Origin of the sequence: uncultured Pseudokineococcus sp. (genome assembly GCF_947495735.1) — a bacterium.
Lineage (GTDB): Bacteria > Actinomycetota > Actinomycetes > Actinomycetales > Quadrisphaeraceae > Pseudokineococcus.
This window is the reverse complement of the sequence record NZ_CANMAA010000001.1, coordinates 527,840-542,859: the sequence shown is the minus strand read 5'-3', so window position 1 is coordinate 542,859 and position 15,020 is coordinate 527,840. Positions and strand designations below refer to the sequence as shown.

General features: G+C 78.0%; 14 protein-coding genes. 3 read left to right on the top strand and 11 right to left on the bottom strand.

Annotation, left to right across the window (positions count from 1 at the left end; translation table 11 throughout):
* Window positions 1-7 precede the first annotated feature (7 nt).
* Window positions 8-418, bottom strand: a complete 411-nt coding sequence (locus Q0848_RS02275) for an Rv2175c family DNA-binding protein (RefSeq protein WP_299034207.1) — start codon at window positions 416-418, stop codon at window positions 8-10.
* 424 nt (window positions 419-842) lie between these two features.
* On the opposite strand from Q0848_RS02275, the gene Q0848_RS02270 reads away from it, so the two are divergent.
* Window positions 843-2,366 (top strand): LysM peptidoglycan-binding domain-containing protein, encoded by a 1,524-nt coding sequence (locus Q0848_RS02270; RefSeq protein WP_299034204.1) that lies wholly within the window; start codon window positions 843-845, stop codon window positions 2,364-2,366.
* A gap of 67 nt (window positions 2,367-2,433) precedes the next feature.
* Window positions 2,434-4,512, top strand: a complete 2,079-nt coding sequence (gene pknB / locus Q0848_RS02265; RefSeq protein ID WP_299034201.1) for a Stk1 family PASTA domain-containing Ser/Thr kinase — start codon at window positions 2,434-2,436, stop codon at window positions 4,510-4,512.
* Window positions 4,513-4,551: 39 nt separating this feature from the next.
* Here the strand turns inward: pknB and Q0848_RS02260 are convergent, their stop codons facing one another.
* The 5 genes from Q0848_RS02260 to Q0848_RS02240 all read right to left on the bottom strand — a co-directional run bounded on the left by Q0848_RS02260 (window position 4,552) and on the right by Q0848_RS02240 (window position 9,551).
* Window positions 4,552-5,223, bottom strand: coding sequence for a molybdopterin-dependent oxidoreductase (locus tag Q0848_RS02260; protein ID WP_299034198.1), 672 nt, complete (start codon window positions 5,221-5,223; stop codon window positions 4,552-4,554).
* Complete coding sequence (locus tag Q0848_RS02255; RefSeq protein WP_366146380.1) at window positions 5,220-6,266, bottom strand: threonine aldolase family protein; 1,047 nt, start codon at window positions 6,264-6,266, stop codon at window positions 5,220-5,222. Before Q0848_RS02255 ends, Q0848_RS02260 begins: the two co-directional genes overlap by 4 nt.
* A gap of 140 nt (window positions 6,267-6,406) precedes the next feature.
* On the bottom strand, window positions 6,407-7,765 hold the full coding sequence (locus tag Q0848_RS02250; RefSeq protein WP_366146379.1) for a class II 3-deoxy-7-phosphoheptulonate synthase: 1,359 nt from the start codon (window positions 7,763-7,765) through the stop codon (window positions 6,407-6,409).
* A gap of 176 nt (window positions 7,766-7,941) precedes the next feature.
* Window positions 7,942-8,667, bottom strand: coding sequence for an FAD-dependent thymidylate synthase (gene thyX / locus Q0848_RS02245; RefSeq protein ID WP_366146378.1), 726 nt, complete (start codon window positions 8,665-8,667; stop codon window positions 7,942-7,944).
* 167 nt (window positions 8,668-8,834) lie between these two features.
* On the bottom strand, window positions 8,835-9,551 hold the full coding sequence (locus tag Q0848_RS02240; protein WP_299034191.1) for an HAD-IA family hydrolase: 717 nt from the start codon (window positions 9,549-9,551) through the stop codon (window positions 8,835-8,837).
* Between the two features lie 219 nt (window positions 9,552-9,770).
* On the opposite strand from Q0848_RS02240, the gene Q0848_RS02235 reads away from it, so the two are divergent.
* Complete coding sequence (locus Q0848_RS02235; protein ID WP_299034189.1) at window positions 9,771-10,937, top strand: heparan-alpha-glucosaminide N-acetyltransferase domain-containing protein; 1,167 nt, start codon at window positions 9,771-9,773, stop codon at window positions 10,935-10,937.
* A 75-nt stretch (window positions 10,938-11,012) separates the two neighbouring features.
* On the opposite strand, the gene Q0848_RS02230 is transcribed toward Q0848_RS02235, so the two are convergent.
* The 5 genes from Q0848_RS02230 to Q0848_RS02210 form a co-directional block, all read right to left on the bottom strand.
* A complete protein-coding gene (locus Q0848_RS02230; protein WP_366146377.1) occupies window positions 11,013-11,447 on the bottom strand; it encodes a hypothetical protein in 435 nt (144 codons plus the stop codon).
* An 86-nt stretch (window positions 11,448-11,533) separates the two neighbouring features.
* A complete protein-coding gene (gene dapB / locus Q0848_RS02225; protein WP_299034185.1) occupies window positions 11,534-12,286 on the bottom strand; it encodes a 4-hydroxy-tetrahydrodipicolinate reductase in 753 nt (250 codons plus the stop codon).
* The gene (gene ribH / locus Q0848_RS02220; protein ID WP_299034182.1) at window positions 12,283-12,819 is read right to left on the bottom strand and encodes a 6,7-dimethyl-8-ribityllumazine synthase; all 537 of its coding nucleotides are present in this window, start codon (window positions 12,817-12,819) and stop codon (window positions 12,283-12,285) included. Before ribH ends, dapB begins: the two co-directional genes overlap by 4 nt.
* On the bottom strand, window positions 12,816-14,243 hold the full coding sequence (gene ribB, locus Q0848_RS02215) for a 3,4-dihydroxy-2-butanone-4-phosphate synthase (protein ID WP_299034179.1): 1,428 nt from the start codon (window positions 14,241-14,243) through the stop codon (window positions 12,816-12,818). Before ribB ends, ribH begins: the two co-directional genes overlap by 4 nt.
* A complete protein-coding gene (locus Q0848_RS02210; RefSeq protein ID WP_299034176.1) occupies window positions 14,240-14,908 on the bottom strand; it encodes a riboflavin synthase in 669 nt (222 codons plus the stop codon). Before Q0848_RS02210 ends, ribB begins: the two co-directional genes overlap by 4 nt.
* Window positions 14,909-15,020: the final 112 nt, after the last annotated feature.

The window sequence follows — 15,020 nt, the reverse complement described above, 5'->3', positions numbered from 1 at the left end:
CGGCGCCTCAGAACGCGAGCGCCTGCGCCCTCCGGCGGACCTCGGTGGTGCGGTGCTCGGCGCGCAGGGCCTCCACGGGCGTCCCGGGCAGCGAGGGGTCCGGCGTGAAGAGCCACCGCAGGGCCTCGGCGTCGGAGTAGCCGGCGTCGTGGAGCACCACCGCCGTGCCCCGCAGCCGCCGGAGCGGCTCCGGGTCCACCAGCGCCCGGGGCACGCAGTCGGCGCGCGGCTTCCCCCGGCGGACGGCGACCAGGTCGCGGTCGGCGACCAGTCGCCGCACCTGGTTCAGCGACAGGTCGAGGTGCTCGGCCACCTCGGCCAGCGTCCACCACTCCTCCACGAGCTCCTCGAGCTCGGCGGCGGCGGACCGCTCCTGCTGGTGGTCGTCGCCTCGGGGGCTCGCGGGTGCCGTGCTCACGCCCCGAGCCTGCCACGGACGGCTCCGCCGGACCACGCACCGCCGCTCGCGTCCCGCTCCGGCCTCCGTGCCGCCCCCGACGGCCGCCCTCCCACGCCCACCGGCACCGCGGCCGGACGGCTCGGCCCCGCGTCGCCGCCGCAGCACGAGAACCGCGGCGGGACCGCCCGACACGCCCCGTCCCGACGGCGGCGCGGCGTCCGTCACCCGCCAGGAGGAGTTGCACCGTTGTGACTCTCCGCAGCCGTTCGTCACTGAGGTACGTTTCGTCACAGCAGCATCACGAACCACCTGAACCTCCCGAACCACGCCAGTCACACGAGTCACACGTCCCGCGACGTCGCCCGTCGACGAGCTGCTGCGGGGCCCGCCCCGCCGGGGCGACCGGGTCCGCCCGATCGAGACGAGAACCGCGAAGGACGCCATGACGACGCCCCCCGCGCTGGCCCCGGCCGGCACCGACGCCCCCCACGCCACCGCCCCGACCACGGCCACTGCGAGCGCTCACGGGACCCCCCGCCGCCGACGCGGCCGCCATCTCTCCCTCGTCGTCGCGGCCGCGCTCGGCGCGGGCGGTCTCCTGCCCGCGGCGGCGGCGGCCTCGGCCGAGGAGGCTCCCCGCGCGGACGAGCGCGGACGCCCGGCGGGCGGGACCGCGGCCGCCCCGCGCCCCGAGGCGCCGCGCGAGGAGGTCCAGCTCGCCGCCCCGGTGGCGGTGGTGGCTGCGGCCACGGGGCGCACCTACGTCGTGCAGCGTGGGGACACCGTCAGCGGCATCGCCCGGCGCAGCGGCCTGTCCCAGCAGGAGGTCGTCGCCGCCAACGGCCTCGACGACCGCGGCTCGATCCGCGTCGGCCAGGTCCTGCGCCTCGACCGCGCCGCCGCGGCCGCGGCGCCCGGTGGCGGCACGTACGTCGTGCAGCCCGGGGACACGGTCAGCGGCATCGCCGCCCGCACCGGCACCTCCCAGCGCGCGATCATCGAGGCCAACGGCCTCGACTCCCGCGGGTCCCTGCGCGCCGGGCAGGAGCTGCGCCTGTCCGGCGGGAAGGGCGCTGCGGCGCCGGCCGCCCCCGGCCGCAGCGCGGCGCCCGCCGGCGGCACCTACACCGTGCGCCCCGGCGACACCGTCGGCGCCATCGCCGCCCGCACCGGCACCTCCCAGCGCGCGATCATCGAGGCCAACGGCCTCGACTCCCGCGCCTCCATCCGCGCCGGCCAGGTCCTGCGCCTGTCCGGCGGGAAGGGCGCGGCCGCACCCGCGCCGGCCGCTCCCCGCGCGTCCGGCACCTACACCGTGCGCCCCGGCGACAGCCTCAGCACCATCGCCCGCCGGCAGGGCACCACGGTGTCCGCGCTGCGCCAGGTGAACCCGGGCGTGGGCGCCGACGGGCTGATCAGGGTGGGCCAGCGGCTCTCGGTCCCGGGGAGCTCCGCCTCCCCCGCCCCCAGCAGCAGCGCACCGGTGCCCTCCACGTTCCTGGGGCGCTCGTACCCGTCCTCGACGACGCGGGCGGCGACGGCGAACCGCGACGCGCTCGCCGCCCGCTCGGTGCCGAGCCGCGACCAGATGCGGCAGATGGTCCGCGACACGGCCCGGCGCTGGGGCGTCGACCCGGCCCTCGCGCAGGCGGTGGCCTTCCAGGAGTCGGGCTTCAACATGCGCTCCGTCTCCCCGGCCAACGCCGTCGGCGTCATGCAGGTCGTCCCGTCGTCCGGGGAGTGGGCCTCGCAGCTCTCCGGCCAGCGGATCGACCTGCTCGACCCGCAGGACAACGTCACGGCGGGCGTCGTGATCCTGCGCTCGCTGACGCGCAGCGCCCCGGACCAGGCCACCGCCATCGCCGGGTACTACCAGGGGCTCGGCTCGGTCCGCAGCCGCGGCATGTACGCCGACACGCGCCGGTACGTCGCCGGCATCCAGACCCTGATGCGCCAGTACCGCTGACCGGTCGGCCCGGTCCGCCCCGGCGGGGCTGACCGGGCCGGCGCACGGCCCTCCCTAGACTCGGCCCATGGCGGGAGGTCTGGCGGACGGCGTCGCGGACCCCCTCGTCGGCGCCTCCGTCGACGGTCGCTACACCGTGGTGAGCCGGATCGCGCGGGGCGGGATGGCCACCGTCTACCGCGCCACCGACACGCGGCTGGACCGCGACGTCGCGCTCAAGGTGATGCACCCCCACCTCGCCCAGGACCCGGACTTCGTCGCGAGGTTCCACCGCGAGGCCGTCGCCGCGGCGCGCGTGTCGTCCCCCAGCGTCGTCGGCGTCTTCGACCAGGGACGCGACGACGCCCTCGGCCACGGCGTGGTCTACCTCGTCCTCGAGCTCGTCCCGGGCAGCACCCTGCGGGACCTGCTGGCCGCCGAGGGCCCGCTGCGCGCCGGCACGGCGCTGGCGGTGCTCGAGCCCGTCCTGGAGGCGCTCGCCGCCGCTCACCGGGCCGGGGTCGTGCACCGCGACGTCAAGCCGGAGAACGTGCTGCTCACCGACGACGGGCGGGTCAAGGTCGCCGACTTCGGGCTCGCGCGGGCGGCCAGCACGCAGACGTCCACCGCCACGGGCGTGCTCATGGGCACCGTGGCCTACCTCTCCCCCGAGCTCGTCCTGCACGGCACCGCCGACGCCCGCACCGACGTCTACGCCGCCGGGATCACGCTGTTCGAGATGCTCACCGGCACGCAGCCGTTCACCGGCGAGGTGCCGATCCAGGTGGCGCACCAGCACGTGACGCGCGACGTGCCCGCCCCCAGCGAGCTCGTGGACGGCGTCCCCGCCGAGCTGGACGACCTCGTGCTGTGGATGACCGCCCGGGACCCCGACGAGCGCCCGGCCGACGCGCGCGAGCTCGTGCACGAGGTGCGGGCCCTGCGCCGCGACCTGCCCGTCACGGCCGCGGACGCCGCGCCCCGCCCCACCGGTCGCGCACCCGAGCGCGGGGCGGGCGCGGCGACTCCCGCGCTGGCGACGGCCGCGCTGCCCGGCCACCGCGAGCACGTGGGACCCCTCCCGGTCGGAGAGCCCGCGGCCGTGGAGGGCGGAGCGGTCGGCGCGGGCACGCGCGCGTCCGGGCACGACGCCTCGTCCCCCGGCACCACCTCCCCCACGACGGCGCTGCCCGACGGCACCGGCGGGCGCCGCGGGAGCCGGTCCGCAGCCGCCGCCGTGCCCGCGCCCGCGCCCGCAGGAGCACCGGGCCGTCGGCCCCGGCGCCGGCGCCGCGCGCTCGGCGCCCTCCTGGCGCTCGTGCTCACCGCGGTGCTCGTCGGCGGCGCCGCGTGGTGGGTCCTCCTCGGCCCCGGCGCGGACGTGGCCGCGCCCCCGACGGCCGGGCTGCCCGCCGAGGTGGCCCAGGACGTCCTCGCCGACGCGGGTCTCGCCTCGGAGGTCTCCGAGCGCTTCGACGACGGGGTCCCGGCGGGCACCGTGATCGACAGCAGCCCCGGCGCGGGCCAGGACGTCGGCCCGGGCGAGGTCGTGCGGCTCTTCGTCTCCCGCGGGTCGGAGTTCGCCGCCGTGCCCGACCTCGTCGGCGACGACCTCGGCGACGCCCGCCGCGAGGTCGAGGGCCTCGGGCTGGTGCTGGAGGAGGGCGAGCCCGTCTACGACGAGCAGGTCCCCGAGGGCGACGTGGTGAGCCAGGAGCCCGAGGACGGCGAGGAGCTGCGCCGCGGCGAGGGGGTCGAGGTGGTGGCCTCCCGGGGCCGCGAGCCCCTCGACGTCCCCGACGTCGTCGGACGCCCCCGGGGCGACGCCGTCGACGCCGTCTCGGAGGCCGGCCTCGAGGCCGTCGTCACCGAGGAGAACAGCGACGAGGTGCCCGAGGGCGAGGTCGTCCGGCAGAGCCCCGAGGACGGCACCCTCTTCGCCGGCGACGACGTCGCGCTCGTGGTCTCCCTCGGCCCCGAGCTCGTGCCCGTCCCCGACGTCGTCGGCCTGCAGCTGGAGGCGGCGCGCACGGCCCTCGAGGACGCCGGGTTCGTCGTGGAGGAGGAGAGCGTCCTCGGCGGGTTCTTCGGCACCGTCCGCGACCAGAGCGTCGACGGCGGCAGCGAGGCCGAGCCCGGGAGCACGGTCACCCTCACCGTCGTCTGACGGCCGTCGGCGCGCCGTCCGCCGGGCCGCGGGTGCCGGTCAGCCCCGACCGGGCGCCTCGTCCTCCTGGTAGGCGTACCGCTCCTGGCGCCAGCAGTCCCCGACGGCGTGGTAGCCGCGGTCCTCCCAGAAGCCGCGCTTGACCTCGGTGAGGTACTCCCAGCCGCGGAACCACTTGGGACCCTTCCAGGAGTACAGGTGCGGCAGGACCAGGCGCACCGGGAAGCCGTGCTCGGGCGTCAGCGGCTCCCCGCCGCGGTGGGTGGCCAGCAGGGTCCGGGGCGAGGTGAGGTCCTCCAGGCGCACGGTGGCCGAGTAGCCGTACTCGGCGTAGACGAGGGCGCCGACGACGTCGTCGGACGGCGGGTGCTGCTCGACCAGCTCGCGGGCGGGGACGCCCTCCCACTCGTTGTCGAGGACGCTCCACCGGGCCGCGCAGTGCAGGTCGGCCCGGACCCGGGCACGGGGCATGGCGCTGAAGGCCTCGTAGTCCACGGTGTGGCGCTGGCTGTCCCGGGTGGCGCCCTCGACGACGAGGTTCCACCGCTCGGGGCGGAAGCGCGGCACGCGCCCGTAGTGCATGACCGGCAGGTCCGGCAGCGCCTGCTGGCCGGGCGGCAGGACGCGCGGCGCGACGTAGGCGCCCAGCGGCGCCCCCGCACCGTCGTCCTCCCCGTCGCCCCCGGTCGGTCCCCCCGTTCCCCGGTTCACGGCTGCCGGCGTCCCGGTGACCCGCTCGCGGCGCCGCCGCCGGTCTCCGCGGCGCCGTGCAGCACCTCCGCGAGCACCTCCGCGGCCCGGCGCGCACCCGCCTCGTCGACGTCCAGGTGCGTGACCAGCCGGAGCATGCGCGGGCCCAGCGCGGAGGTGCGCACCCCGCGCTCGGCGGCCGCGGCGGCGAGCGCGGCCGCCCCGGGGACGTCGAGCACGACGATGTTGCTGCGCACCGCGGCGGGGTCGACGCAGCCGGGCAGCGCAGCCGCGCACGCGGCCGCGAGGTCGGCGGCGCGCCGGTGGTCCTCGGCCAGGCGGTCGACGTGGTGGTCGAGCGCGTGCAGCCCCGCGGCCGCGAGCACGCCGGTCTGGCGCATGCCCCCGCCGAACCGCTTGCGGAGCACCCGGGCGCGGGCGATGCGCTCGGCGCTGCCGACGAGGACCGAGCCGACGGGTGCGCCGAGGCCCTTGGACAGGCAGACCGAGACCGTGTCCGCGCAGGCCCCGTAGGCGGCGAGCTCCACGCCGTCGGCGACGGCCGCGTTCCACAGCCGCGCGCCGTCCAGGTGGACCGCCACCCCGGCGGCGCGGGTGCGCTCGCGCAGGTCCTCCAGCACGGGCAGCGGGGTGATGGTGCCGCCGCCGAAGTTGTGGGTGTTCTCCACCGCCACCGCCGCGGTCGAGACGAGGTACGGGCCCGCGTCGGGCGTCATCATCGCCTCGACGACGCCGGCGTCGACCAGCCCCGCCGGCGCGCCCGGCCCCGGCACGCAGGGCCAGGTCCGGGTCGTGATGCCGCCCAGCGCCCCGTGCGCGCCCATCTCCGCCCGCACGACGTGGGCGAGGCTGTCGCACAGCAGCTCCTGGCCAGGCTCGACGAGCAGCCGGACGCCGAGGACGTTGGCCATCGACCCGGTGGGCGTGAAGAGGCCCGCCTCGTGGCCGAGCAGGGCGGCCACCCGCTCCTCCAGCGCCGAGGTGGTGGGGTCCTCGCCGTACACGTCGTCGCCGACCAGCGCCTCGGCCATGGCCCGGCGCATGGCGGCGGTGGGCCGGGTGACCGTGTCCGAGCGCAGGTCCACCGGCTGGTCGCCGCCGTCCGGCCCGGCGCCGGAGGTCGACGGGGCGGGAGCCGCCGCCGGGTCGGCGACGGCGGCGGACGCCGCGGGGGCCGCCACCCTCAGCGCCCCCGCAGCATGTCCGCGGCGAGGAAGGCGAGCTCGAGCGACTGCTGGTGGTTCAGCCGCGGGTCGCACAGCGACTCGTACCGCGTGGACAGGGCCGCGTCGTCGATGTCCTCGACGCCGCCGAGCACCTCGGTGACGTCGTCCCCGGTGAGCTCGATGTGCAGGCCGCCCGGCACCGTGCCGGCGGCGCGGTGGACCTCGAAGAAGCCGCGGACCTCGTCGACCACCTCGTCGAAGTGGCGGGTCTTGACCCCGGACGGCGTCGTGAACGTGTTGCCGTGCATGGGGTCGCAGATCCACAGCGGCGTCCGGCCCGCGTCGGCGACGGCGCGCACGAGCGCCGGCAGCGCCTCCCGGATCTTCCCGGCGCCCATGCGCGTGACGAAGGTCAGGCGGCCCGGCTCGCGCTCGGGGTCGAGCTTGTCGGCGAGCGCGAGGGCGTCCTCGGGCGTCGTCGTGGGGCCGAGCTTCACGCCGACGGGGTTGCGCACCCGCGACAGCAGGTCGACGTGCGCGCCGTCGACCTGGCGCGTGCGCTCCCCGATCCACAGGAAGTGCGCCGAGACGTCGTAGGGCAGCTGCGTGCGCGAGTCGATGCGGGTCAGCGCGCGCTCGTAGTCGAGCAGGAGCGCCTCGTGGCTGGAGAACATCTCCACCGAGCGCAGCGCGTCGAAGTCGGCGCCGCAGGCGGCCATGAAGGCCATGGCCCGGTCGATCTCGCCCGCCAGCTCCCCGTACCGGGAGGTCGCCGTGTTCCCGACGAAGCCGCGGTTCCACTCGTGCACCTGGCGCAGGTCGGCGAAGCCGCCGGAGGTGAAGGCGCGGATGAGGTTCAGCGTGCTCGCGGCCGTGTGGTAGGCCTTCACGAGCCGCTGCGGGTCCGGGGTGCGCGCCTCCTCGGTGAACGCGAAGCCGTTGACCGCGTCGCCGCGGTAGGCCGGCAGCGTGACGCCCTCGCGGGTCTCGCTGTCGCTGCTGCGGGGCTTGGCGAACTGGCCCGCCATCCGCCCCATCTTCACGACCGGCAGGCTGGCGCCGTAGGTGAGGACGACGGCCATCTGCAGCACCGTCTTGACGCGGCGGCGGATGGCGTCGGCCGTGGCGTCGGCGAAGGTCTCCGCGCAGTCCCCGCCCTGGAGCAGGAACGCCCGGCCCTGGGCCGCCTCCGCGAGGCGCGAGCGCAGGCGGTCGACCTCGCCCGCGAACACGAGCGGGGGCAGGGCCGACAGCTCCGCGGTCGCCCGGTCGAGCGCCACCGGGTCCGGCCAGCTGGGCTGCTGCACCCGGGGCAGGTCGCGGTGGGCGTCGAGGCCGCCGGGGGCGAGCGGCGCGGGGCCGGGGACGTCGTCCACCGCCCCGTCGAGGACGCCAGAGTGGTCACGGGGAGTGACGGGTGCGGTGCTCACGCGCGCCAGGGTAGGCGCCGCCGCCGACAGCCCGGTCCCGGCGTCCGCAGCGCGGGCACCGGGCGCTGCGCGCCCGGGGCGACGCCCGGTCGGGTGCGGGCCCCCGCCCGGCTCGTGCACGTCTACGGCGCGACGCGCCCGTTGCGCTCGAAGGCGGCGGCGGTGAGCGGCATGAGCCCGCGCCAGACCTCCTCCATCACCTCGGCGCACATCTCGATCTCGCGCTGGGGGTAGGAGGGGAACGTCGAGCCCTCGCGCTGCGTGCGCAGCGACAGGAAGTTCATCAGGGCGCGGGCGTTCATCGTCACGTACATGGACGAGTAGGTCGTGACCGGCAGCACCACCCGGGCGACCTCGCGGGCGATCCCGGCGTCGAGCATCGCGCGGTAGGCCTCGTAGGCGCGGGTGCTCGCGGCGCGGACCTCGGCGTCGACGAGCGCGTGCTGGTCCGGCGTGCCCGCGGTGAACCGGTAGGCGCCGGGCTTGCCCTCCTGCACCAGCCGCCGCTCCGGCCCGGGGACGTAGAAGACGGGCCGCAGCTCGCGGTAGCGCCCGCTCTCCTCGTTGTAGGAGGCGATCCGGTGCCGCATGAACTCGCGGAAGACGAAGATCGGCGCCTGCACGTAGAAGGTCATCGACGTGTGCTCGAAGGGGCTGCCGTGCCGGTCCCGCATCAGGTAGTTGACGAGCCCGGCCGAGCGGGCCTGCGCCTGCTCGTCCGCGTCGACGTCCTCGCGGCTGGCCTCCCCGCGCGTGGACACCCGCGCCGCGAAGAGGACGTCGGCGTCGCTCGCGCTGGCGCGGACGAGCTCGACGACCACGTCGCTGCGGAACACCGGCTCGGGCACCGGCTCCCCCCCGGCCCCGCTGCCGCCCGCGCCGCTCCCGGCCGGCGCGGCGCCCTGCACCTGCTCCTGGCGGGCGACCTCCTGGGCGGGGCTCCCCCCGCCGACACCGCCGTCGACGCCGGGGCCCTGCTCCTCGGCGCCCACGCGGGGGTCCTGCTCGCCGCCGCTCACGCCGGGCCGCCCGCGGCGAGGACGTGCACGCCGTCGTCGTCGACCACGACCCGCACCTGCGACAGGTCGCGGACGACGACGTCGGCGTCCAGGCCCTCGGCCGGGGTGGTGGTGGTCACGCCGAGCGTGGCGCAGCCGGCCGCGCGGGCGGCGGCCAGGCCCGCGGGAGCGTCCTCGACGACCAGGCAGCGCGCCGGGTCGACGCCGAGGCGCTGCGCCGCGAGCCGGAAGGGCTCGGGGTCGGGCTTGCCGCGCGCCACGTCGCTGGCCGTCACGACCACCTCGGGCACCACCAGCCCCGCCGCCGCGATCCGCGCGGCCGCGAGGGTGCGGGTGCACGAGGTGGCGATGGCGGCCCGGCCCGCGGGCAGCAGCGCGAGCGCCTCGGCGGCGCCGGGCAGCGGGCGGATGCCGTCGGTGTCCTCGACCTCCAGCTGGTCGATGCGCGCGACGCCGGCCTCGACCCGCTCGGGCGGCAGCAGCGCCTCGGCGATGGCGCGCGCCGGCACGCCGTGCCAGCCGAGCAGCTGCTGGAGGTCGATGCCCATCTCCTCCGCCCAGCGCGCCCAGCAGCGCTCGACCGACGGGGTGGAGTCGATCAGCGTGCCGTCCATGTCGAACAGCACGGCGGCGAAGGGCGAGCGTCCGGGGTGGAGGGGGGTCCCGTCGGGGCGCGGGGCGGTCGGGGCCGTCGGCGCGGTGTCGCTGGACATGGCCGGAACCCTACGGGCGGTCACCGGGCGGCTCGGCGCGCTGCGGGGACGCCCGCCCCGGAGGTCGCCGCGTCGGTGCCGACGACCGGGACGCGCGGGTCGAGCCGGGAGCCGCGACGGCGCGCGGGGCCCGTGCGAGCATCGCCCCGTGACCGCGCCGTGACCGCCCCGTCCGCCCCGCCGTCCCGCGGGGCGGGGCTGCGCTCACCGTCCCGGCTCGTGGGCGTCGACGCCGCGCGCGGCCTCGCGCTGCTGGGGATGGTGGCCACGCACGTCCTGTCGCTCGTCCTCTACGACGCCGACGGCTTCGAGACCGGCCCCAGCGCCACGGCGCTCGTCGCGGCGGGTCGGGCGTCGGCCCTGTTCGCCGTGCTGGCCGGCGTCTCGCTGGCGCTGGCGAACGGCGGCGCGCAGCCGCCGACCGGCACCTCGCTCGCCCGGGCGCGCCGGGGCGTCGCGGCCCGGGCGGGCGTCGTCGCCGTGATCGGCCTGCTGGTGGGCGCCCTCGGCGCGCCGGTGGCGGTGATCCTCGTGAACTACGGGCTGCTCTTCCTCGTCGTGCTGCCCTTCCTCGGGTGGGGGCCGCGGCGGCTGCTGCCGCTCGGAGCGCTGTGGCTCCTCGTGGTGCCGGTGCTGCTGCACCCGGTGCGCGACGCGCTCGTCGGCGGCGGGGTCCTCCCGGTCAGCCCGGGGAGCAGCCCGTCCCTGCTGTCGCTGGCCGAGCCGGGCGTCCTGCTCGGCCAGCTCCTCCTGACCGGGTACTACCCCGTGCTCTCGTGGACGGGCCTGGTGCTCCTGGGCCTCGGCGTCGGACGCCTCGACCTGCGCCGCGCGTCGACGGTGGTCGCCGTGGCCCTGGCGGGCCTCGCCGCCGCCCTCGGCGCCTGGGCGGTCTCCGCCGCGCTCACCCCTCGGGCGGCCCCCTCCCTGGAGGTCCCGTCCGGCTTCCCCGGGTCGGGCGACTCCCTGGCCACGACGCTGCAGACCGGCCTCTACGGGACCACCCCCACGACGTCCTGGTGGTGGCTGGTCGTGGACGCCCCGCACTCCGGCACGCCCCCCGACCTGGTCGGCGTCGCCGGCAGCGCGCTGGTCGTGCTGGGCGCCGCCCTGCTCCTGGCGCGCGTCGCCCGGCCGCTCGTGTGGCCGTTCGCCGCCATGGGGGCGATGACGCTGACGCTCTACTCCCTCCACGTCCTCTCCCTCGCCGTGCTCTCCGCCCGCGAGCTCGCGACCGGGGCCACGGTGCCCGAGGCGCCCCTGTACGCCGCCCAGGTCGCCGGGCTCCTCCTCGTCGGCGGCCTCTGGCAGCTCACCGGCCTCCGCGGCCCGCTCGAGGGCCTCGCCGCCTCCGCCTCGGCCGCCGCGCGGGGGTCCGCGCGCTGAGCGCCCCTCCCCGAGGACCTGTTCGGCGGAGGTGACCGTGCACGGTCACGTCCGTCGAGCAGGTGGGGTGCTGCCCTACCCGTGCAGCTCGATCGCGTGGCGGGCGGCGGCGCGGGCGCGGCGGCGGTCCCCCGCGGCGTCGTAGGCCAGGGACAAGCGGAACCACGCGGCCCAGTCCTGCGGCTCGGCCTCCACCTCGGCCCGGTAGCGCGTGAAGAGGCGCTCGGCGTCGGCCCGCACGACGCGGCCGGACGGACGGCGCTCCAGGTCGTCCACCGGGAGCCCCCCGACGGCGGCCAGCTCGTCCGCCAGGCGCTCGGTGGAGCGGCCGAACGCCAGCTCGCGCACCACCGCCCAGCCGCACAGCAGCGGGACGAGCAGCACGGCCACGCCCAGCAGCACGCCCACCACCTCGCCCGTGGCGACCAGCCGCACGCCCTGCTGCACCAGCAGCCCCAGGTAGAGCGCCGACAGCACCAGGAGGACGGCCAGCACCGCCTTGGTCGGCACGCCGCGCCGGGGCGCCGGCCCGGCGTCCCCGCGGGGGTCGACGGGCTCCTCGTCCGGGCGGTCGGGGACGGCGCTCGAGCCGGGCATCAGCCGTCCAGGTCCATCAGGTGCTCGAGCCCCACGAGCAGGCCGGGGTGGTCGGCGACGCGGCGGACGGCGAGCAGCACCCCGGGCATGAAGGACTCCCGGTCGAAGGAGTCGTGGCGGATGGTCAGCTGCTCCCCCGGGCTCCCGAGGAGGACCTCCTCGTGCGCGACGAGGCCCCGGAGCCGGACGCTGTGCACCCGCACGCCGTCGACGTCGGCCCCCCGGGCGCCCTCCAGGGCGCTGGTCGTGGCGTCCGGCGAGGCGGGCAGGCCCGCGTCCCGGCGCGCCTGCGCGACGACGCGCGCGGTGCGCACCGCCGTGCCGGACGGCGCGTCCACCTTGTCCGGGTGGTGCAGCTCGACGACCTCGACGGACTCGTAGAAGCGCGCGGCCTGCGCGGCGAAGCGCATCGCCAGCACGGCGCCGACGGCGAAGTTCGGCGCCACGAGCACCCCGGTGGCCGGCTCCGGGCCGAGGGCCCCGCGGACGGCGTCGAGGCGCTCGTCGGTCCACCCGGTCGTGCCGACGACGGCGTGCACGCCGTGCCGCACGCACCAGTCCACCTGCGCCGGCGCGGCGTCGGGCACGGACAGGACGACGGCGACGTCGGCGCCCGCCGCGAGGTCCATGGAGTCGCCCCGGTGCACGCGGGCCACGAGCTCGAGGTCCTCGGCGGCCTCCACCGCGGCGCACGCCGCGGTGCCCATGCGCCCGCCCGCGCCGACGACGGCGACCCTGCGCGGAGCGCTCACGCGCGCGCTCCCGCGACGTCGCCGGGCAGGGTGCTGCGGTGCGCCAGGGCCGCGCCGCTGCGGGGGGCGACGTCGTCGAGCACCAGCGCCGTCGCCAGCGCGGCCTCCACGGCCTCGCGGCCCTTGTCCTCGCGGCTGCCCTCCAGGCCCGCGCGGTCGAGCGCCTGCTCCACCGTGTCGACGGTCAGCACGCCGAAGCCCACGGGGATCCCCGTGCGGACGGCCACCTCCGTCAGCGCCTGGGTGGCGGACTGGCACACGTACTCGAAGTGCGGCGTCCCGCCGCGGACGACAACGCCGAGCGCCACGACGGCGTCGACGCGCGGGGCCAGCCGCGCGGCGGCCACGCCGAGCTCGACCGTCCCCGGCACGCGGACCTCGAGCACGTCGCGCACGCCCGCGTCGGCGAGCGCCGCCCGCGCGCCCGCGACCAGCCCGCCCATGACCTGCTCGTGCCAGGACGCCGCGACGACGGCGACGCGCAGGCGCGCCGCCCCGTCCAGCGCCGGCGTCGGCGATCCCTCACCGCTCACGCGGCACCTCCCTGGTGGTCGCTGGTCTGGTGGTCGCCGGTCCCGTCGGCGGTGGCCCCGTCGGGTGCGGACAGCGGCAGCAGGTGCCCCATCCGGTCGCGCTTGACCTCCAGGTAGCGGCGGGACTCCGGCCCCGCGGCGACCACCAGGGGCACCCTGTCGCTGACGGCGACGCCGTGCTCGGCCACGCCCTCCTCCTTCTCCGGGTTGTTCGTGAGCAGCCGCGCGCTGCGGACGCCCAGGGCCCGCAGCACGCCGGCCGCCGCCCCGTACTGGCGGGCGTCCACGGGCAGGCCCAGGCGCAGGTTGGCCTCGACGGTGTCGGCGCCGAGGTCCTGCTCGGCGTAGGCGGCCACCTTGGCCCCCAGCCCGATGCCGCGGCCCTCGTGGCCGCGGAGGTAGACGACCACCCCGGCGCCCTCGGCGGAGACGGCCCCCAGGGCGGCCCGCAGCTGGGGGCCGCAGTCGCAGCGCAGCGAGCCGAGGGCGTCACCGGTCAGGCACTCGGAGTGCACGCGCACGAGCGCTCCGTCGGCGGGCAGCGCGGCGCCCGCGGGGACGAGCGCGAGGTGCTCGGTCCCGGTGGCGGGCTCGGTGAAGGCGTGGACGGTGAAGGCGCCGGACGCCGTCGGCAGGCTCGCGACCGCCCCCGCCACGACGAGGCCCTGCTCCGCCGGCGGCGCCTGCGGGACGCCCGCGGCGTCCAGGTGCGCCGCCAGCTGGGCGATGGAGACCAGCGGCAGGCCGTGGGCGTCGGCGAAGGCGCGACAGCCGTCGCGGCGCAGCATCCCGCCCTCGGGGTCGGCGTCGTCGACGAGCTCGGCGATGAGCGCGGCCGGCGCCAGCCCCGCGAGGCGGCACAGGTCCACCGACGCCTCGGTGTGCCCCGGCCGCTCCCGGACGCCGCCCGCGCGGGCCCGCAGCGGCAGCACGTGCCCCGGGCGGCGCAGGTCGGCGGGCGCGGAGGCGGGGTCGGCGAGCACGCGCAGGGTGCGGGCGCGGTCGGCGGCGCTGATGCCCGTCGTGGTGCTCGCGACGGCGTCGACGGTGATCGTGTAGGCGGTGCCGTGGGCGTCCCCGCCGGCGCGCGCGAAGGGCGCGGCCATGAGGGGCAGGTCCAGCCGGTCGGCGACCTCGGGCGCCAGCGGCGCGCAGAGCAGCCCGCTGGTCCAGCGCACGACGAAGGCGACGGACGCCGGCGTCGCCAGCTGCGCCGCGACCACGAGGTCGCCCTCGTCCTCGCGGTCCGCCCCGTCGAGCACGACCACGGGACGGCCCGCGGCCAGCGCCGCGAGCGCGTCCTCGAGCGGGTCCAGCCGCACGCCGGAGTCCCCGTCGACCGCCGGGGCGTCCGCGGACAGCGCCACGACGCCCTCGCCGTCGCGCGGGGGGACGACGGCGGCGGCGCTCGCCGGGGCGCTCACCGGGCGTCCCCCGCCGAGCCGCCGCGCGCCTGCAGCAGCCGCTCCACGTGCTTGGCGAGGACGTCGACCTCCAGGTTGACGGCGTCACCCGGCTGCCGGGCGCCGAGCGTCGTCGCGGCGAGCGTCGTCGGGATGAGCCCGACCTCCAGCCACGACCGCTCGCCGGTGAGGTCCAGCCCGCCGGGGCCGACCTCCGGGCCGTCGTCGCCGACCCCGGTGACCGTCAGCGAGACGCCGTCGACGGTGATGGAGCCCTTCTCGGCGACGTACCGGGCGAGCGCGGAGGGCACGGAGAACCGCACCATCTCCCAGCGCTCGGACGGCGTCCGCGCGAGCACGTGGCCCACGCCGTCGACGTGCCCCTGCACGACGTGGCCGCCGAGCCGGGAGTCGGCGCGCAGGGCCCGCTCGAGGTTCACCGGGTCCCCGGGGCTGCGCGCGCCCAGGCTGGAGCGCCGCAGGGTCTCCCCCATGACGTCCACGGCGAAGACGCCGTCCACCGGCCGCCCGGTCACCGTCAGGCACACGCCGTCGACGGCGATCGAGTCGCCCTCGCGCGCGTCCGACACGACCAGCGGCCCGCGCACGTGCAGCCGCGCGTCGTCGTCGCCCCTGGCCTCGAGCGCGACGACCTCGCCGCGCTCCTCCACGATCCCCGTGAACATCCGCTCCTCCTCCGCTCCGCAGCTCGCGGGCCGGACGACCGCGCCAGAGCGGCCGCCGGGGAGGGCGTGCAGGGGGCAGCACCGCCGGTGTGCGGCGGTCGGCGGAGCGGTC

Excerpts from the sequence above, each read along its gene's own strand:
- Q0848_RS02270 (WP_299034204.1), top strand. The coding sequence starts at position 843 with ATGACGACGCCCCCCGCGCTGGCCCCGGCCGGCACCGACGCCCCCCAC.
- pknB (WP_299034201.1), top strand. The coding sequence starts at position 2,434 with ATGGCGGGAGGTCTGGCGGACGGCGTCGCGGACCCCCTCGTCGGCGCC.
- Q0848_RS02255 (WP_366146380.1), bottom strand. The coding sequence starts at position 6,266 with ATGCGCCGGGCCATGGCCGAGGCGCTGGTCGGCGACGACGTGTACGGC.
- Q0848_RS02240 (WP_299034191.1), bottom strand. The coding sequence starts at position 9,551 with ATGTCCAGCGACACCGCGCCGACGGCCCCGACCGCCCCGCGCCCCGAC.
- Q0848_RS02210 (WP_299034176.1), bottom strand. The coding sequence starts at position 14,908 with ATGTTCACGGGGATCGTGGAGGAGCGCGGCGAGGTCGTCGCGCTCGAG.